Below are 18636 nucleotides of genomic sequence, written 5' to 3'. Positions count from 1 at the left end.
TCGGATCGCCGACCGCCGCTCTTTCCGCAGAATTTCCCGAACTCTTTCAATTGCCGGGCGTTCTCTTCAAGCCATGCGCTGCTTCCAATGATGAAAGCGAGGAAACTCAAATGACAGACATCAAAATTCCCTGGGAATCCTGGGTCGTTGTCTGCGATGGGGCCAAAGCCCTGATCATGCAGAACGCGGGTGACGCGGAACTCATGAATCTCCAGGTTCGCGAAACCCTTACACAACCCAACCAGCCCGACCGTGAACTCGGCACAGACAAGCCGGGGCGCTCCTACGCCCCGAACGGGATGAGCGGCAGCGCCATGGAGGAGACCAATTGGCAGGATCAGGCAGAAGCCGACTTCCTGAAGGGGATTGCCGACAAGCTTGACGAACTCGTCCATGAGAAAGAAGCGCGCCGCATCGTTCTGGTCGCACCTCCGCGCGCTCTCGGAACGCTGCGCCCAAATCTCAGTGCCGACGCGCAGGCGGCGATTTCAGCCGAAGTGGCGAAGGACTATACCAACCTTCCCGTCGATCAGATCGAGCGGCATCTCGCCGCCTGATCGTCGCAAGCCATCGCTCTTCGAAACGCGGGTCGCAAGGCCCGCGTTTTCTTATGCGAATGAAGACGGAGATCAGAGCTCGGTTTCGAAGCTCAACCGCAGCACATGATGCAGGAATTCGGGGTTCAGCAGCATGTTGAAGCTGATGGTCACGAATTCGCCTTCGCGCTTGACCACGGTCGAGCCGATCTCGTCGTGGATGCCGAGGATTTCCAGGAAGAAATGCTGCGGTATTTCAACGCTGGGGCTGACTTCCAGCAGCGCGCCGGCAAGCGTGATGGTGCGGATCAGGCAGCGGACTTGCGTGCCGGTGCTGAGGTGGTGGCCGACAAAGATGATGTTGCCGGGCCGGTCGAGGTTGAATTCTCTGTAAGCCTGTTCGGGCTTGGGATGTTCTGTGTCGAGGTGCATCTGAAAGGCCATGTCAGCCTCCGCTTGTTGTATGATCTGACTTTAACGCAGGATTGCTCACATCTACTGAATAATGTCTTTAAAATTGAAAGCTTGTGCAAAATCTAACGGCATAACGCTTTTATTGCCGACAATACTGTCCAGAATCTGCCCAATTTTTCACCACCCGTGTGCCGTCATTGACTTGGCGTCCGTCGTCGCGCATAGAGAAGCCGGTTCGAGGCACCGGCCGCTCGCGGATGAAGATCCATGGTGAAGCCCTCGCGATCATGGTCACAGCCACTGTGCATGCTGACTGACGGCAATGCGAGCCCCCCTGACAGTCGAATGGCATGCCTTGAGAGGCTGAATCCATGACTCATACGCCTATGACTCGTATACCGATGACTGGGACCTATCCGCCGGTCGACGAATTGAAGACCCAGGCAAAACGCCTCCGACAGGCCATGACCGAACGCGGCAGCGAGATAAACCATGCCGCCGCTCTGGAACTGATCGCCCGCCAATATGGCGCCCGCGACTGGAATACTCTGTCGGCCCTTGCTGCAAAACCCAATGACAAGCCCGCCTCGCCGATTTTCGTCGGCGCCCATGTCCGCGGTCGCTACCTGAACCAGCCCTTCACCGGCAAGGTCCTGGCTCTTTCGGGTGTCGCGGGCAGCGAGTTCTACAGGGTCACCATCCATTTCGATGAGCCGGTCGACGTCGTGACCTTCGAGAGCTTCTCGGCCTTTCGTCAGCGCATCCACGCCCAGATCGATGAGAACGGCATCTCGCCGCGCAAGACCTCCAATGGCCTGCCGCACCTTGTCCTTGATCTCTGATCGCCTGATCGCAAATCCGGATTCCGTCCATGACATCAAATTCCGAAACCAATGCCTTCCTGACAGGCCCGCTGCCATCGGTCTTCGCCCGCACCGCGTTGCCGATTATCCTGATCACCACCATCAACGGCCTTTTTGCCGTGGTGGACGCCTATTTTCTCGGAGCTTATGTCGGGGCAGGGGCGCTTTCTGCCGTCACGCTGATCTTTCCCGGCCTGATGATGCTCGTCGCCCTGCAGTCGCTCGTCTCGAACGGCATGGCGAGCATCCTTGCCCGCGAGCTCGGCGGCGGCAATCGCGATGCGGCGCGCCGCACCTTCGCTGTTGCCCATGTGCTGGCGATCGTGGTCGTCCTGCTCGTCAACGGTATCTACTGGACCGTCGGCTGGCGGATCGTCGACAATGCGGCGGCAGGAGATCTTGCCGTTGCCGAAAATGCCCGGACCTTCATGGGGATCATGGTTGGAGCTGCACCCATAGCTTTCTTCCTGTCGCTCAATATCGATGCCCTGCGCAGCGAAGGCCGGATCGGCTTCATGACCATGGTGATGCTGACTGCCACAGGACTCAACATCGCCGCCAACTGGTTCTTCATGGCAATCCTGCAATGGGGTGTCGCAGGCTCTGCGCTCGGCTCCGTGCTGGCGCAGGCAATCTGCCTCGTTGCCGTACTGGTTTATCGCTGGCGCAATGAACGCGCGCTTCGCCCGGCAGCGGGCTTTCCGCTTGCGGACTGGCGGCCAATCCTGGCGCTCGGCGCCCCGATGAGCCTCGGTTTCATCGGCATCTCGCTCTGCTCGGCGGCTGTCATTTTCAACCTGTCGGTCTGGGGTGAGGGGGATTATGTCTCGACCATCGGCGCTTACGGCATCATTACCCGCGTCATGACGGTTGCCTATCTGCCGCTGCTCGGTCTCAACATCGCCTCCCAGACGATTTGCGGCAATAATTATGGAGCGGGTCTTTCGGAGCGGGTCGGCCGCAGTCTGCAGATCGCCCTGATCGCGGCCCTCATCTACTGCACCGGCGTCGAGATCACGGTGGAGCTGCTGGCAACGCGCCTCGGCCATGTCTTCGTCGCCGATCCCGTCGTCATCGCCGAAGTCTCGCGCATCCTGCCCTGGACGGTCGGCGCCTATTTCCTGTTCGGCCAGATGATCGTGCTGTCGGGCTATTTTCAGGCGATCGGCGATGCCAGGCGCGCGGCGATCTTCGGCCTGTCACGCGCCTATCTCTTCACGCTGCCGCTGACTTTCCTGTTGCCGCATGCTTTCGGGGAGATGGGCATCTGGATGGTGCCGGTCTTTGCGGAAGCCTGCATGTTCCTGCTGGCCTTTGCCGTCCTTACGCGGAATGCAAAGCGGCTGGGCTGGCGCTACGGGCTGCTGCCCGCTTGAGGGCAAAGCAATTCCAGCAAAAGTGTGTAGCGGTTTTGCGTCCGGAAATGCGTAAAGCAAAGGAAAAGACCGCGCCTCTCGGCGCGGCCTTGTTTTCAATCCTGGCTGGCTGCGGGCGCGGATGCCGCAGCAGCCTCCGCTTCCCCCAACGCCTGAGCGCATTCCTCGCAGCAGACTTCGACGGTCTTGCCACCAAGCTTGACGCTGATCGCATCAGGGCCGAGTTCGCAATCGCAGGCGGCGCATGTGGTCTTTTTCATCTGGTGATCCTCCGGTTTGTGCCCATTTGGGCAGGATCATAAAACCACTGCAGGCATTCTGCCTGCTGTCGAATTCTTTAGCGACTTTACGCTCGCAGCCGCGTCGCGCGCTGAAATTCCGCCGGCGTCTGACCATAGGCCTGGCGGAAGGATGAGGTGAAATGGCTGTGGCTGGAAAAGCCCAGATCGAGCCCGAGCGCCGTCAGATCGTCGTACTCGCCGAGAAGATCGAGCGCGCGGGCAAGACGAAGCCGAAGCTGATAGCGATAAAGCGGCGTCGCCTCCACCTGCTGGAAAACCTGCGTGAGATAGACAGGTGAAACGCCGACTTCGGTCGCGATTTCCGCCAGCGTCCAGCGCCGTGCGAGATCGGAGGAGAGCACGAGCTTTGCCCGGTCGACAAGCTTCTGCCGTCCAGCACTGGCACCCGCCGCATGCGAGGTGCGCTCGCCGAGCGAACGACGAACGAGGGTCAGCGCCAGCGTTTCCGCCTCCAGCGTCTCTGCGACACCTCGGTGAAGACCATGGCGCAGAAGCGCAACGAGGGCCTGTGCGCGCGGATCGACGCGCCGGCGCTGGCGTTTAAAGCCGAACAGTTCGCCGGCCTGCACCTGATCTCCAGGCGCAAGCTCGGCAAGCAGGGATTCGTCGATGGACAGATCGATGCAGGCATCGCCGCCATCGACCGGATGGCTGATGCGATAGCCTTGGCCGGCATTGWAGAACAGCACCTGATTGGCTTCCGCCACGGTGTCGTTGCGCCCGACATGGCGCATGAAGACGCCGCGATAGGGATAGACGAGGCTCGTCTTGTGGGCGCACTCCTCGTCGCTCTTGTGACGGCATTCGCCATTGCAGACGATGTCACGGATCGTGACGGTCTTCGTCTTCAGGAGCAATGCGGTCGAAAATTGCGACATCGGTCTTTCCGGAATTCGGGCAGCAGGGCATCGCCCGCCGCACCACCCTATCACAATCCCTTGTTGTTCCAGTAGTGGCTTGAGATATGCACGTCGCTTTCGATCTGGCCACGGGAGAGGCCGATATCCTTCAGCTGATCGTCGGACAGCTCCATGACGGCGCTGCGATTGCGCCGCTCGGCGAGCTTGCGCGCCATCCACCCCAAACCATCAACGAGGCTGGCAAGAAGCCGGGATTGCCTGATTTCTGACCGGCGGGTGGTCTGAGAGTATACGGTAAGGCTTGAGCCGCGCATGGTGTTCCTCCATCCATTGCGTTTGAATGGGAGGATTGAACCATTTGCGCGGCTCGCCCGCTGTCAGATTATTTAGCGATCTGCGGCCGGATCAGGCTTTCAGCAGCCACTCGTGCTCCGGTGCATTATAGAACTTCCAGACGCGCTTCGGCCCTGCCATGACATTGAGATAATAGAGATCGTAGCCATGAGTTGCCGCGCAGGGGTGATAGCCCTTCGGGACCAGCGTCACGTCGCCGTCTTCGATGGCCATCGCCTCATCGAGCGAGCGGTCGTCGGTATAGACGCGCTGGAAGCCGAAACCCTGCGGCGGGTTGAGGCGGTGGTAATAGGTCTCTTCCAGCATGCTCTCGTGCGGAAGATTGTCCTGATCATGCTTGTGCGGCGGATAGGAGGAAGTGTGGCCGCCAGGCGTAATGACCTCGACGACGAGCAGCGAATGCGCCGAGCTGTCATCTTCCGGCATGATGTTGTTGACATGGCGCACATTCGTGCCCTTGCCGCGCGTCAGCGGCGGATGCGTGCCGGGCGGAACGGCCTTCGCCTCATAGGTACCGCCGCCGGGTGCCGAGCAGACGGCTAGCTCGAGATCGGTCTCGGCTGTGACAGACCATGTCGATTCCATCGGTATATAGAGAGCGTGCGGCGCTCCATCGAAGGGGCTCATGCGTTCGCCAAGCGTGCCGAAATCCCTGGTGCCTGCCGAGGCCTTGCCCTTGCCGCTCACCCAGACGAGGCAGACTTCCCGCTCGCCCGTCTCTCCAGAGGCTGTTTCGCCCGGCTTCAACCGGTACATGTCGAAGCCGACATAGGTCCAGCCGGCGCTTTCGGGCGTCACATGCGTGACGCGGCCAGTCTTGCCTGACGGTTTTACCTTGAGGTTTGGCATTGGTGTTTCTCCTCCTGAATTGGTGGGTGCGGCCCCCTCATCCGGCTGCCGCCACCTTCTCCCCGCTGGGGAGAAGGGATATGCCGCGCCGCCTCTTTCCTCCCCTTCTCCCCAACGGGGAGAAGGTGCCCGAAGGGCGGATGAGGGGGCTCCTTGCTCTGACGGCCGTCCAGTTACCCCTTCGGGAAACCTTCCGTCTCCACCGTATAACCAGCCGCCGTCATCACCCGCATCAATTCTGCGTGGCCGATCTCGGCCATCTTCTGCGGCGGCGCTTTACGCGGATCCTGCTCGGCTTCGACGACAAACCAGCCCTCATAACCATAATCGGCAAACCGCTTGACGATCGCACCGAAGTCGAGCGAACCGTCACCCGGCACGGTAAAGGCGCCGAGCGCCACCGCATCGAGGAAGGACTGCCGGCTGCGGTCGAGCCCATCGACGACAGACTTGCGGATATCCTTGACGTGCACATGATTGATGCGGGCGTGGTGATTGTCGATGGCGCGCAGCACATCGCCGCCGGCAAAGGCGAGATGCCCGGCATCGAGCAGCAGCGGAATGCCGGCACCCGAATTCTTCATGAAGGCGTCGAGTTCCGGTTCGGTTTCGACGACGGCCGCCATATGGTGGTGATAGGAAAGCGGCATGCCCAGGTCGGCGCACCATTCGCCGAATTCGGTGACACGKCGCGCATAAGCCTTCATCTCGTCATCGGCAAGACGCGGCTTGGTCGCGAGCGGCTTGGAGCGGTCGCCCTGGATCGAGCGGCCGACTTCACCATAGACGATGCAGGGCGCATTGACCGCCTTGAACAGCTCGATCATCGGCGCGATGCGGTCCTTGTTGGCCGAGAGATCCTCGTTGACAAGCGTGCCGGAGAACCAGCCGCCGCAGAGCGTCACGTCGGCGGCGCGCAGGATCGGCAGCATCTCTTGCGGGTTGCTCGGGAAGCGGCGGCCCTGCTCCATGCCGGTAAAGCCGGCGGTGCGGGATTGCCGCAGGCATTCCTCGAGGGATACGTCGTCGCTGAGTTCAGGAAGGTCGTCGTTCCACCATGCGATGGGCGACATGCCGAGTTTGGCCTTCATCACTAGTCTCTCCTTAAAAATAGCGCGGAGGAGCGTTGCCGCTCCTCCAGAAATCATAGCAATCGATCAGCCAACGCGCTGGGCAGCGCGCGCTTTGACATAGGCCTCATGGGCCTTGTTGACTTCGCTGCGCGTGCTGACCTCAGGCACCGCGACATCCCACCAGTGGCCGCCGGCATCCGTGGTGATGAGCGGATCGGTGTCGATGACGAAGACCGAGGTGCGGTCGTTCTTCTTGGATTCCGCAATCGCCTGTTCCAGTTCGGCAATCGAGGACACCTTCACCGCAATCGCACCCATCGCCTCGGCATGCGCCCGGAAGTCGATCTCGGGCATGACCTCGTGATAGGAGTCCTTCAGCAGGTTGTTGAAGTTGGCGCCACCGGTCGCCATCTGCAGGCGGTTGATGCAGCCATAGCCCCGGTTGTCGAGCAGCACGATGTTGAGCTTCAGGCCGAGCATGACCGAGGTCGCAAGCTCCGAATTCATCATCATGTAGGACCCGTCGCCGACCATGACGACGACGTCCTTTTCCGGATGCGCCATCTTGGCACCGAGGCCTCCGGCAATCTCATAACCCATGCAGGAGAAGCCGTATTCCATATGGTAGCTGCCGGGCACGGTGGCCGGCCACAGCTTGTGCAATTCGCCGGGCAGGCCGCCCGCCGCACACAGAAGCGTGGTCTTCTCGCCGCCGATCGAGCGCACGACAGCGCCGATGACCTGCGCATCGGAGGGCAGGGCGGCATTGGTGGAACCCATCGCCTTGGCGGCAGCCTCCATCCAGACCTTCTTTTCCTTCGTTGCCTTTTCGACAAGGGCTGTCGGTGCCTTCCAGCCGGAAAGACCTGACGAAAGCGCCTTCAGCCCTTCGCGCGCATCGGCAACGAGCGGATGGCTGTCATGCTTCAGCGCGTCATAGGCTGCGATGTTCAGGCTGAGCAGCTTGAAGCCTTCATTCTTGAAGAGCGCCCAGGAACCGGTCGTGAAATCCTGGCAGCGCGTGCCGACGGCAATCACCAGATCGGTTTCCTCGGCAATGGCATTGGCAGCCGATGTCCCGGTTACACCGACCGATCCGAGCGCCAGAGCGTGACGCTCATCGATTGCGGATTTGCCGGCCTGGGTAACGACGACTGGAACGCCATGCGCTTCCGCAAAGGCAGCCAGTTCCTTGGTCGCCTGCGAATAGAGAACGCCGCCGCCGGCTACGATAACCGGCTTCTGCGATGCCTTGATCAGCGCAATCGCATTGGCGAGTTCGTCGGCATCCGGCTGCGGACGGCGCGCCGTCCAGACCTTTTCTTCGAACAGGCTTTCCGGATAGTCGAAGGCCTCCGCCTGAACATCCTGGCAAAGCGACAGCGTCACCGGGCCACAATCCAGCGGATCGGTCAGCACCTGCATGGCGCGCTTCAGCGCCGTGATGATCTGTTCTGGCCGTGTGATCCGGTCGAAATAGCGCGAAACAGGGCGGAAGGCATCATTAGCCGACACCGTGCCGTCACCGAAATCCTCGATCTGCTGCAGCACCGGATCGGGCGCGCGATTGGCGAAGATATCGCCAGGCAGGAAGAGCACTGGAATGCGGTTGACATGCGCGACACCTGCAGCCGTCACCATGTTCAACGCACCGGGGCCGATCGAGGAGGTGCAGGCCATGAAGCGCTGGCGGAAGCTCGCCTTGGCATAGGCGATTGCCGCATGCGCCATGCCCTGTTCGTTATGCGCGCGATACGTCGGCAGTTCCTGGCGGACCTGGTAGAGCGCTTCGCCCATGCCGGCAACGTTGCCGTGGCCGAAGATCGCCCAGACGCCGCCGAAGATCGGCACTTTCTTGCCGTCGACGATCGTCATCTGCTTTTTAAGGAAATGCGCGACGGCCTGAGCCATCGTCAAACGGATTGTCTTACCCATCGGGTCCTCCCGAACCTTCGCTCTATCTGTTTTCCCCTCCCCAACCCCTCCCCACAAGGGGGAGGGGCTAACCCGCCGGGCTCTCTGCATTCCGCCGCAACGTCTCGTCCAAAGGACGCTTGCTGATGGCGCAAGGCGATAGCCCCAAGTTAAGTCCCTCCCCCTTGTGGGGAGGGGTTGGGGAGGGGTCTAAATTCTATTTCTACCGAAGCCCACGCGTCTTAAGCCAGGCTTCAGTCAATTGCCGGAAACGTCCCGCCATATCGGCAATCGCTTCCTCGTCGTTGATCTTGCCCGAAAGCCAGCCGCGCGCCGCATCGGCAAAGATCGTGCGGCCAACCGCAAAACCCTTGACGGAGGGGGCAGCGAGCGTTGCTTCGAACCCCTTCACCAGTTCGTCGGCCGGAGCCTCGAGCCCCAGCAGCACGATACCGCGGCACCATGGATCATTTTTGGCGATCACCGCATCGATCTTCTTCCAGGCGCCGCTTGACGCCTGCGGCTCCAGCTTCCACCAGTCCGGCTTGATGCCGAGCGCATAGAGTTCTTCGAGCGCTGTCGAAACTGTATCGTCTGTCAGCGGTCCGTTCTTGCTGGAGATGATCTCCACCAGCAGTTCGCGGCCGACCTTGCGCGCAGCTTCGAAGAGCGTGCGCAGCTTCTCCTGCTGTTCCGTCTTGAGAGCCGCCGGATCGTCGGGATGGTAGAAGCACAGGCACTTGATGCAGTGGTCGAGCGGCCATTCCACCAGCTGCGAGCCGATATCCTGGCTGAACTCGAAGCGCAGCGGCTTGGAGCCCGGAAGCTCGACCGGCCGGCCGATCCAGGTGAAATTCTTCTTGGCCGCATCGAAAAATGCATCGCGCCCGAAGCGCTCGTCGATCAGCATGCCGTAGCCTCGCCGCCCATTGGCGACGCGGGAGGCGGCTTCCACCGCCAGCCGCTTGAAGGCGACGATCTGCTTGTAATTGACGCCGAGCTCGTCGCAGACGCTGGTCAATTGCGAACGATGGTCGATGGCAAGCGCCATCAGCAGCGGAATCTCGCCCTTGCGGGTCGAGGCCCAATGGATGTGGTTGATCGCCTCGTCCTTGCGCAGTGCGCGATGTTCGCTGCCGTTCTTCAGGAAGAAGTCGAGCTCCGCCCAGGTCGGATATTCCGGCGAGCAGAGCAGGCGGGAAACGGCAAAGGCGCCGCAGGCATTGGCCCAGGTGGCGCAGGTCTTCAACGGCTCGTCGCGCAGGAAGCCGCGCAGCAGGCCGGACATGAAGGCGTCCCCAGCGCCGAGCACGTTGAATACCTCGATCGGGAAGCCGTCGCCGACGATCCCGTCTTCCAGATTGTCGCTGATCGGGCCGTCATAGACGATGCAGCCCATCGCTCCACGCTTCAAGACGATGGTCGCCGGCGAAAGGCGCCTGATCTCCTTCAGCGCACCGAGAACGTCATCGGCACCCGACGCAATCAGGATTTCCTCTTCAGTGCCGACGATGAGGTCGCAATCCGGCAGCGTCTCCTTCATTTTCGAGGAGACGCGGTCGGACTTTACGTAGCGCTCGAAGCCCTCGGCATGGCCGGCAAGGCCCCAGAGGTTCGGCCGGTAGTCAATGTCGAAGATCACCTTGCGGCCATTGGCCTTGGCAATCCGGATCGCCTTGCGTTGTGCTGCCTCGGTATTCGGGCGGGAGAAATGCGTGCCCGAAACGAGCACGGCGCGCGAGGACTTGATGAAATCCTCGTCGATATCGCCTTCTTCGAGCGCCATGTCGGCGCAGTCGGAGCGATAGAAGATCATCGGCGAAACGCCTTCGGCTTCTACCGCGAGCAGCACCAGCGCCGTCAGCCGATCCTTGTCCGTCTTGATGCCCTTGGTCTCGACGCCTTCGCGGGCCGACTGCTCGATGATGAAGCGTCCCATCTGTTCGGCGCCGACACGGGTAATCAATGCCGATTTCAGCCCAAGCCGTGCAGTGCCGATAGCGATATTGGCCGGGCAGCCGCCGACGGACTTCGCAAACGAGCCGATATCCTCCAGCCGCGAACCGATCTGCTGGCCGTAAAGGTCGACAGAGGAGCGGCCGATGGTGATCACGTCAAGCGACGGCTCCGGCTGTGAGCCCGGATTCGGTTGTGCCATGATGTCCTCCCGCTAGATTTTCAGGCGGCCTGTAGCGCCCGCCAATTTTGAATAATGAAACATCGGTTCCGTCTCTTTGTCAATTCGGAATGTTTATTCCATTTTTGTCTTTGCGGGTTTGGAATGCTGAAGCTTGCGCCGCCGCTCGGCAATGGCGACCGGCAGCGCCATAGTGAGCGCCATCGATGCCGAGAGCGAGCGAAAACCGCCGAAATCAGCCTCCGCCACCTCGAACCAATGGGTGGCGCAGGCGGCCAGCGGTGAAAAGGCCGAATCGGTGATCGCAATGACCGGTACACCGCGATCGGCAAGTTCCTGGCTTTGAGTGAGGCTGTCGGCGGCGTAGGGGGAAAAGCTCGCCGCAATCGCGGCATCGCGCGGCGTGGCGAATTGTACCATCTCCGGATCGACGCCATTCGGCGAGGCGACGATCTGATGGCGTATGTTCAGCTTGGAAAAGGCATAGGTCATATGCGCCGTTAGCGGATAGGAACGCCGCTTGGCGATGAGATAGATGGTCTCCGCTGCCGCCAAAATATCGACCGCCTTTATAAATGTATCGGTCTGCACCGTCGCCGCAAGCCGGTTGACGGACTGGCTGGCCGCCGAGATGAAGCCGGAAAGAAGCGTCGCATCCTCGTCATCCCCGCCGGACTGTTCCAGCGTGACGAGACGTTCCTCGTAGCTCAGCGTCCGGTCGCGCAACCGCTCGCGAAAGATGCTCTGCAGGTCGGAGAAGCCTTCATAGCCGAGGTGATGCGCAAGGCGCACAAGGGTAGACGGCTGCACATCCGAGGCGGCGGCAATACTGGCCGTCGTGCCGAAGGCGATTTCATCGGGATTGCCGAGAGCAAAGGCGGCCACCTGCGCCAGCCGCTTCGGCATGTTTGCCTTGCGTTCGATGATGGTGCTGCGCAGGCTTTCGAAATCGCGCGGCACGCGCGCCCTTTGGGGATCACTATCCATGCTGACGGCTCAGAAGATGAAACAAATATTCCATATTTCGAAGCATAAACGATTTAAGTGAGGTCGCCTAATTGTTTTTAATCCGCTGAAAATCAAGGGTTTTGGACAATTTCCGGAAAGGCAGGGCGAAATGATGCCTCAGCGCCCGCTTGTCAAAATGATCCAAATATTCCAAAAATTCACACGGATTTGAGGAGGAGACCCTGACATGAAGCCACTCGGCATTGGTTTGATCGGCACCGGTTATATGGGCAAGTGCCATGCGCTTGCATGGAATGCGGTGAAAACGGTGTTCGGCGATGTCGAGCGGCCCCGTCTTGTGCATCTTGCCGAGGCAAACCCCGAACTCGCGAGCGCCCGCGCTGCCGAATTCGGCTTCGAGAAGGCGACGGCCGACTGGCGGGCGCTGATCGCCGATCCAGAGGTGGATGTCGTCTCTGTCACGACGCCCAATCAGTTCCATGCCGAAATGGCGATCGCCGCTTTGCAGGCCGGCAAGCACGTCTGGTGCGAAAAGCCGATGGCGCCCGCCTATGCGGATGCCGAACGCATGCTTCAAGTCGCCAGACAATCCGGCAAGGTCGCCGTACTCGGGTACAATTATATCCAGAACCCGATCATGCGGCATATAAAGACGCTGATCGGCCAAGGTGCGATCGGCTCCGTCAATCATATCCGCGTCGAAATGGATGAGGATTTCATGGCCGATCCCGATGTCCTCTTCTATTGGAAGAGTGAGTTGTCGGCCGGGTACGGCGCCCTCGATGATTTCGCTGTCCATCCGCTGTCGCTGCTCTGGTATCTCTTCGGTCATGTCGAGGCCGTCACCACTGACATGGTCAAGCCCTACGCCGACCGTCCGCAGAAGGAAGGCGGCCGCCGCGCGGTGGAGAATCACGATGCGGCCAATGTGCTGATGCGTCTCGGCGGCGGCATCTCCGCCGTGCTGATGGCCAATCGTGCCGCCTGGGGCCGCAAGGGCCGCATCGCGTTGCAGATCTACGGCTCACAGGGCTCTATCCTCTACGATCAGGAGCGTATGAACGAATTCGAATTCTATCAGGCCGAAGGACGTGGTTCCGAGCAGGGTTTCCGCAAAATACTGGCAGCACCCGTCCATCAGCCCTATGATCGCTTCATTCCGGCCCCCGGCCACGGTCTCGGCTTCAATGACCTCAAGATCATCGAATGCCGCGAGCTTATCCGGGCGATTTCCGGAGAGCCGGCGTCTATCGTGACATTCGAAGACGGTCTCAGGATAGAGAAGTCGGTTCATGCCATGGCACAGTCCTTCCATGAGCGCCGCTGGATCGAGATCGGCTGAGGTTAGCCTTCGCTTCCGTTGACGGCGTTTGGGGCAGGGGATAGGCCTTCTCCCTGTGGAATGGCTGATATTCGGGAGTGATATCGTGACGGACAGACTGGTGATCATCGGCGCGGGGCAGGCAGGCTTCGCATTGGCAGCCAAACTGCGTGCGCTGAAGGATATGCGCCCGATCACGATCATCGGCGCCGAAGACGTGCTTCCCTATCAGCGCCCGCCACTCTCAAAGAAATACCTGCTGGGCGAGATGGCCTTCGACCGCCTGCTGTTCCGCCCCGAGCATTGGTACCCGGACAATAATGTCGAGATTCGCCTGTCGACCTGGGCCGAGCAGATCAAGCGCGATGCGAAGCAGGTCTTGCTGCAGGATGGTTCCGTTCTCGACTATGGCACGCTGGCACTCGTGACGGGCTCGACGCCGCGTCGTCTGCCGGCGGCCATCGGCGGCGATCTCGATGGCGTCTATGTCGCCCGCGACAAGCGCGATGCCGATTTGCTGGCCGAGGAAATGCGACCCGGCCGCCGTGTGCTCATCATTGGCGGCGGTTATATCGGCCTTGAGGCTGCGGCCGTCGCCCGCCATCTCGGCCTTGAAGTGACCGTCATCGAGATGGCCGACCGGATCCTGCAGCGCGTCGCGGCGAAGGAAACCGCCGACATCATGCGCGCGATTCATAAGAGCCATGATGTTACGATTCGCGAAAAGACCGGCCTCAAACATCTTGTAGGCAAGGATGGCCGGGTGACCGGCGCCGAGCTTTCCGACGGCAGCACCATCGAGGTGGATTTCGTCATTGTCGGTATCGGTGTCGTGCCGAACGATCTCCTGGCGAAGGAAGCGGGTCTCGAAGTCGGCAATGGAATCATCGTCGATGAATTCGCCCGCACATCCGATCCATCGATCTTTGCGGCCGGCGATTGCGCGAGCTTGCCCTGGCAGGGCGGTCGCATCCGGCTCGAATCCGTGCAGAACGCCGTCGATCAGGCGGACGCTGCCGCTGCCGTCATTGCCGGCGGCAACGAATCGTACGACCCGAAACCCTGGTTCTGGTCGGACCAGTATGACGTGAAGCTCCAGATCGCCGGCTTCAATATGGGCTATGACGATACGCTGCTGCGTCCCGGCGCCCGCGAAGGAGCAAGCTCCGTCTGGTATTTCCGCGAGGGCAGGCTGATCGCCGTCGACGCCATCAACGATGCAAAGGCCTATGTGACGGGCAAGAAGATGCTGGAATCAGGAATCAATCCGGATCGGGCGATCCTGGCCGATCCTGCGGCCGATCTGAAGCAGTTGCTGGCCTGAATAAGCGCAGAGCGCGATCGGCTTTGGAGGCAGTTTCAGTTTTGACTGTCACCATCGCGTTTGCCGCCTAAATAAAGGACGTGTGAAAACTTCAAAAAAAGCTTGATCGTACCGGTGAATACCCATATCAGGGCTCCGACCGGAGAGGTGGCCGAGTGGTCGAAGGCGCTCCCCTGCTAAGGGAGTATACCAGGAATGGTATCGTGGGTTCGAATCCCATCTTCTCCGCCATTTTCCTTCAAACTCATAGAATGTTGACGTCGTATGGCTAGCCACCACCACGGGCGGTTTTTCCCTTTCGCGAATTCGGGCGTCGAACGACCGGTTATGGAATCGATCTGATCGCGAACCGAATCGCGTCGGGAATCAGCGGGCTTCTCGGCGTGAAGACTGAAATCGGTTTCTTCTAATGTATCACGACCGTTGCGCGACTGGCCGCCAATCACCCCCAAAGTGGCAGAATCAGGCGGAAAAATGGTGCCGATTTGGCACAGGAAGCGCCTCCGGCCTTTATGAAACCCCAATAAATACCGGGAAAATAAGCACTTTCTTAATAAAGCCTAAACAAGCAGCGGGGCCATTGCCCAACTTGTGGCCTTTCAGCAACAGGGTTTCGGTAAGGCTTTCGTAAACCCCTCCTGAACACAAGTTGGTGATTGCGTGACAGCCGCCGTCTTGTATTTTCACCCTCGGAAGCAAGGGCTTGACCGCCCGACTTCTTCAAACACCGGAGATGGGGCAGGGAAACGCTGTCCAGGCGTGATCCTATCTCCGATCGAAACTTGAATTGGAGGTCATTATGAACATCAAGAGCCTTCTTCTCGGCTCCGCTGCTGCTTTGGCAGTAGTATCCGGCGCTCAGGCAGCTGACGCAATCGTTGCTGCCGAGCCGGAACCGGTTGAATACGTTCGCGTCTGCGACGCCTACGGCACCGGCTACTTCTACATCCCGGGCACGGAAACCTGCCTGAAGATCAACGGTTACATCCGTTTCCAGGTTGACGTTGCTCCGAACGCAAGCTCGATCGGTGCTAGCGGCGGCGGTTCTGTTCCGAACGACTCGGACTGGGACGCTCGTACGCGTGGTCAGATCCAGTTCACGGCCAAGAGCGACACCGAATACGGCCCGCTTACCGGCGTGATCGTTATTCAGGCCAATGCTGACAACGCTTCTAACCAGAAGACGCAGCTTGATTCTGCTTACCTCGACATTGCCGGCTTCCGCGCTGGTCTGTTCTACTCCTGGTGGGACGATGGTCTCTCCGGCGAAACGGACGACATCGGCTCCCCGGTTACCCTGCATAACTCGATCCGTTATCAGTACGAAACCGGTGACTTCTACGCTGGCATCAGCGTTGACGAACTGGAAGACAGCCCGTTCTACGACGGCGAAACCCCTAACAACTTCGGCGTAGCTGTTGGTCTCGGTGGCAAGGCTGGTGCCTTCACCTACCAGATCACTGCTGGTTACGACACCGACAACGAAGAAGGCGCTGTTCGCGCTATGGGTACCGTTGCAATCGGTCCGGGCACGCTCGGCCTCGCAGCTGTCTACTCCACCAACCCGAACGCCTACTACAACAAGTCCGAATGGGCCGTTGCTGCCGAGTACGCCATCAAGGCTACCGACAAGCTGAAGCTGACCCCGGGCGTACAGTACTACGGCCACTACGGCATCGTCGGTGACGAATTCAACGACGACAACGATGCCTGGAAGGTTGGTCTGACGGTTGACTACCAGATCGTAGACAACCTCTCTGCAAAGGTTTCGGTTCAGTACCTCGATCCGGATGGTGCTGACGACGTAACCTCGGGCTACTTCCGCCTGCAGCGTGCATTCTAATCTGATCTGACTTCGGTCATTCAGGGAAGCCCGGCTTTCGAGCCGGGCTTTTTCTATTTTATGCTGGAGTCCGATGCCTATTGGCAGTCGGGAAACAGGCAAAATCCGGGGTGAACGGCTCAGCCGCCGGATCAGCGAAGCCTGCTGACAAACGTACCGATTCCCTCCGGAATGTCCCCTAGATGCAGAAGCGGCGCGTGACCTTGGCCTTTCGCCGTGATCTGAACGATCCCCGGGTGCCGCTTCGTCATCTCCTCTGTTGTCTCTCGCGATAGCAGATTGGAGTTCTCTCCTCTGATCACCAGCAGCGGTGTGGAGCGCAGCCTCTCGAATTGCGGCCAGAGGTCGGGGAGGGGATTGTTGAAATCGATTGTTTTCAACTGCTGGGCAATCGCCGGGTCATAGTCGGCGAGAGGTACGCCATTCTGTTCTCGATAGATGGCGTGCGCCATGCTCTCCCAGTCGGTGGGATCGAGCGAGGGAAAGGCAGCGCCGTGATTCTCCTTGAGGATATCGATCGCTTCACTCCAGCTTCGAGGTTTGCGGTCACGGTTGAGATAGTCCCTGATCGCCATCAGCCCGGCTGGCTCGATGACCGGGCCGATATCGTTTAAGATGACGCCCGTGAGCAGTTCCGGCTTTATTGCCGCCAGCAGATGCAGAATCAGCCCGCCGCGCGAGGTCCCAATGAAGATGGCGCGGTCTATGCCGAACGCATCGCAGGCGGCAATCACATCGCCGCATTCGACAGCGAGATTGTAATTCGCCTTGTTATCATCCCGATCAGACAGGCCACGTCCGCGATAGTCCACTGCCATGACACGCCGTGGGAAACCTGCGTCCCGCGACAGGATCAATGCGAGTTCGTGGAAATCGCGGGCATTGCGCGTAAGGCCCGGCAGGYAGACGACCGGCAACCGGTCGGTACTTTCACCGGTCGGCTGGTAGTTACGGGCGTAAAGCCTGAGCCCATCGGTAGATTCAAAGAATTTTTCGGTAAACCCGTTGGTGACTGCGTTAGCCATGACATCTCCATCCGGTCTTCTGAACCGAGATGTAGCGTGCTTTCAACGTGGCTACTAGGCGAGCTTAGGTCGCGCCGCGACCGCCGATGAGGTCGCGCTCGATATCAGGGGACTGACCCAGTCGAGCCTTATAGACCTCGTAATTCTCCATCACCCTCTGCACGTAGTTGCGCGTTTCGGGGAAGGGGATGCGCTCGATCCAGTCGACGATCTCGTCGACCGGTTTGCCGCGCGGATCGCCATAGCGGCCGATCCATTCCGGCACGCGCTTCGGTCCGGCATTATAGGCGATGAAGGTCAGGATATAGGAGCCGCCGAAAGCTTCGATCTGCTCGCCGAGATAATGCGCGCCGAGCGTCGCGTTGTAGCCGGCATCGGCTGTGAGCTTGTCCTTGGAATAGGTGATGCTGTGCCGCTTGGCGACGGCCTGGGCCGTCCCAGGCAGAAGTTGCAGCAGACCGCGGGCATTGGCTGCGGAAACGGCCGCCGGGTTGAAAGCGCTTTCCTGCCGGGCGATCGCATAGGCGAGCGCCTTGCCCGAGCCGGAAATATTGGCGTTGGCGGGAATGACGCCGACCGGGAAGGCCAGCGCCGCAACGTCGATGCCGCGCCCATAGGCGATCTTGCCGATCTGCAGCGAAAGATGATGGTTGCCCGCCTGCTCGGCCTTGGCCGTCAGGATCGCGAGCTCCCCGGGGCTCTGGAGCTGGTCGGCAAGGGCCAGGTAAATCGCTGCCGCACGCCAGCCATGACCTGCGGTCTCCAGCCGTCCGATCGCCTGCACGGCTTCGCGCTGCTGGAGATTCTGGCGGTCGGCTGGTGTCGGCGACGGATAGGTGACGTTCAAGGTCTTCCGCCCAAGCCGCTCAGCTGCCAGCTGCCCGTAGAATGTGCCCGGAAAATTCGCGGCCTTGGCGAAAAACTCGCTGGCCTTGCCCGGGCCGCCGGCTTCCGCTGAACGCCCGAGCCAATACCAGGCGCGAGAAACAGAGAGCGGGCCGTTCGAAACCTGCAGGATCTTGCGGAAATGTGTCTCGGCCGTCGTCGGGTCCTGCAATCCGCGCAGCGCATACCAGCCGGCATGGAACTGCGCTTCGACGATATCGGTCGGCACCGTCGCAACGGAGGCGGCGACGATCTGGTAGGCTGTCTTGAACTGGCCCTGGTCGACGAGACCGCGGCTGACGATCCGCTGCTCGTTCCACCATTCGCCCGAATTCATCAGTTCGGTCCGGTCGCGCGGTATCTGCTGCAGCAGCTTGGCGGCGTCGAGATACTTGTCCTGCTTGCGCAGATATTCGATGCGCGCGAACAGAAAGCCGGGATCGTTGCGCCATTTTGCATCGATCGCGGTTAGCAATGCGCCGGCATTGCCCGCATTGTTGTCGACGGCAGCCCATGCCTTGTAGAGCGATTGCGCCTGGCCCATGTCGCCGAAGCGCTTGGCCTGTGCCACGCGGCCGCGATACATCAGGT

17 protein-coding genes, 1 tRNA gene and 1 pseudogene are annotated in these 18636 nt (G+C 60.3%); 8 read left to right on the top strand and 11 right to left on the bottom strand.

Annotated features, from left to right (window positions below; all coding sequences use genetic code 11):
- Positions 1-110: 110 nt before the first annotated feature.
- Positions 111-557 (top strand): host attachment family protein, encoded by a 447-nt coding sequence (locus AC1D35_RS31130; protein ID WP_113300953.1) that lies wholly within the window; start codon positions 111-113, stop codon positions 555-557.
- Between the two features lie 72 nt (positions 558-629).
- Here the strand turns inward: AC1D35_RS31130 and AC1D35_RS31125 are convergent, their stop codons facing one another.
- A complete protein-coding gene (locus AC1D35_RS31125; RefSeq protein WP_113300964.1) occupies positions 630-968 on the bottom strand; it encodes a hypothetical protein in 339 nt (112 codons plus the stop codon).
- Between the two features lie 383 nt (positions 969-1351).
- On the opposite strand from AC1D35_RS31125, the gene AC1D35_RS31120 reads away from it, so the two are divergent.
- A complete protein-coding gene (locus AC1D35_RS31120) occupies positions 1352-1792 on the top strand; it encodes a glyoxalase superfamily protein (protein WP_113311469.1) in 441 nt (146 codons plus the stop codon).
- A 29-nt stretch (positions 1793-1821) separates the two neighbouring features.
- Entirely contained in the window at positions 1822-3189 is a 1368-nt protein-coding gene (locus AC1D35_RS31115) for an MATE family efflux transporter (RefSeq protein WP_113311468.1), read from the top strand.
- A gap of 95 nt (positions 3190-3284) precedes the next feature.
- Here AC1D35_RS31115 and AC1D35_RS31110 read toward each other — a convergent pair whose 3' ends face one another.
- The 4 genes from AC1D35_RS31110 to iolB all read right to left on the bottom strand — a co-directional run bounded on the left by AC1D35_RS31110 (position 3285) and on the right by iolB (position 5554).
- On the bottom strand, positions 3285-3449 hold the full coding sequence (locus tag AC1D35_RS31110) for a hypothetical protein (RefSeq protein WP_477832853.1): 165 nt from the start codon (positions 3447-3449) through the stop codon (positions 3285-3287).
- 86 nt (positions 3450-3535) lie between these two features.
- Complete coding sequence (locus AC1D35_RS31105; RefSeq protein ID WP_477941704.1) at positions 3536-4369, bottom strand: helix-turn-helix transcriptional regulator; 834 nt, start codon at positions 4367-4369, stop codon at positions 3536-3538.
- A gap of 50 nt (positions 4370-4419) precedes the next feature.
- Positions 4420-4665, bottom strand: coding sequence for a YjiS-like domain-containing protein (locus AC1D35_RS31100; protein WP_113311466.1), 246 nt, complete (start codon positions 4663-4665; stop codon positions 4420-4422).
- Positions 4666-4756: 91 nt separating this feature from the next.
- The gene (gene iolB / locus AC1D35_RS31095; RefSeq protein ID WP_113311465.1) at positions 4757-5554 is read right to left on the bottom strand and encodes a 5-deoxy-glucuronate isomerase; all 798 of its coding nucleotides are present in this window, start codon (positions 5552-5554) and stop codon (positions 4757-4759) included.
- Between the two features lie 19 nt (positions 5555-5573).
- Between iolB and AC1D35_RS31090 the strand changes: the two are divergent.
- Positions 5574-5708 (top strand): annotated as a pseudogene (locus AC1D35_RS31090) (endonuclease domain-containing protein); the annotation flags it as partial.
- 19 nt (positions 5709-5727) lie between these two features.
- On the opposite strand, the gene iolE reads toward AC1D35_RS31090, so the two are convergent.
- From iolE to AC1D35_RS31070, 4 genes are all read right to left on the bottom strand, one after another.
- Entirely contained in the window at positions 5728-6645 is a 918-nt protein-coding gene (gene iolE / locus AC1D35_RS31085) for a myo-inosose-2 dehydratase (RefSeq protein WP_477851860.1), read from the bottom strand.
- A 66-nt stretch (positions 6646-6711) separates the two neighbouring features.
- Entirely contained in the window at positions 6712-8562 is a 1851-nt protein-coding gene (iolD, locus tag AC1D35_RS31080; RefSeq protein WP_477851847.1) for a 3D-(3,5/4)-trihydroxycyclohexane-1,2-dione acylhydrolase (decyclizing), read from the bottom strand.
- A 202-nt stretch (positions 8563-8764) separates the two neighbouring features.
- Positions 8765-10699, bottom strand: a complete 1935-nt coding sequence (locus tag AC1D35_RS31075; RefSeq protein WP_477851845.1) for a bifunctional 5-dehydro-2-deoxygluconokinase/5-dehydro-2-deoxyphosphogluconate aldolase — start codon at positions 10697-10699, stop codon at positions 8765-8767.
- A 93-nt stretch (positions 10700-10792) separates the two neighbouring features.
- Positions 10793-11665 carry a MurR/RpiR family transcriptional regulator gene (locus AC1D35_RS31070; protein ID WP_113301968.1) on the bottom strand — a complete coding sequence of 291 codons (873 nt, stop codon included), beginning with the start codon at positions 11663-11665 and terminating at the stop codon, positions 10793-10795.
- 208 nt (positions 11666-11873) lie between these two features.
- On the opposite strand from AC1D35_RS31070, the gene AC1D35_RS31065 reads away from it, so the two are divergent.
- From AC1D35_RS31065 to AC1D35_RS31050, 4 genes are all read left to right on the top strand, one after another.
- Positions 11874-12989 carry a Gfo/Idh/MocA family protein gene (locus AC1D35_RS31065; RefSeq protein ID WP_477851844.1) on the top strand — a complete coding sequence of 372 codons (1116 nt, stop codon included), beginning with the start codon at positions 11874-11876 and terminating at the stop codon, positions 12987-12989.
- 85 nt (positions 12990-13074) lie between these two features.
- Complete coding sequence (locus tag AC1D35_RS31060) at positions 13075-14292, top strand: NAD(P)/FAD-dependent oxidoreductase (protein ID WP_477851843.1); 1218 nt, start codon at positions 13075-13077, stop codon at positions 14290-14292.
- A gap of 141 nt (positions 14293-14433) precedes the next feature.
- Positions 14434-14523, top strand: a tRNA-Ser gene (locus tag AC1D35_RS31055).
- Positions 14524-15091: 568 nt separating this feature from the next.
- Positions 15092-16135 carry a porin gene (locus tag AC1D35_RS31050; protein ID WP_113509051.1) on the top strand — a complete coding sequence of 348 codons (1044 nt, stop codon included), beginning with the start codon at positions 15092-15094 and terminating at the stop codon, positions 16133-16135.
- 131 nt (positions 16136-16266) lie between these two features.
- Here the strand turns inward: AC1D35_RS31050 and AC1D35_RS31045 are convergent, their stop codons facing one another.
- Together AC1D35_RS31045 and AC1D35_RS31040 are read right to left on the bottom strand one after the other, a co-directional pair.
- Positions 16267-17160: an alpha/beta fold hydrolase gene (locus tag AC1D35_RS31045; RefSeq protein ID WP_477941700.1), complete on the bottom strand. Its 894-nt coding sequence runs from the start codon at positions 17158-17160 to the stop codon at positions 16267-16269.
- A gap of 64 nt (positions 17161-17224) precedes the next feature.
- The coding region (locus AC1D35_RS31040; protein ID WP_477941698.1) for a lytic transglycosylase domain-containing protein at positions 17225-18636 on the bottom strand (1412 nt) is incomplete at its 5' end.

It is taken from the genome of Rhizobium sp. P1_E6, from assembly GCF_056405875.1.
This window is presented reverse-complemented; position numbering and strand designations above follow the sequence as displayed.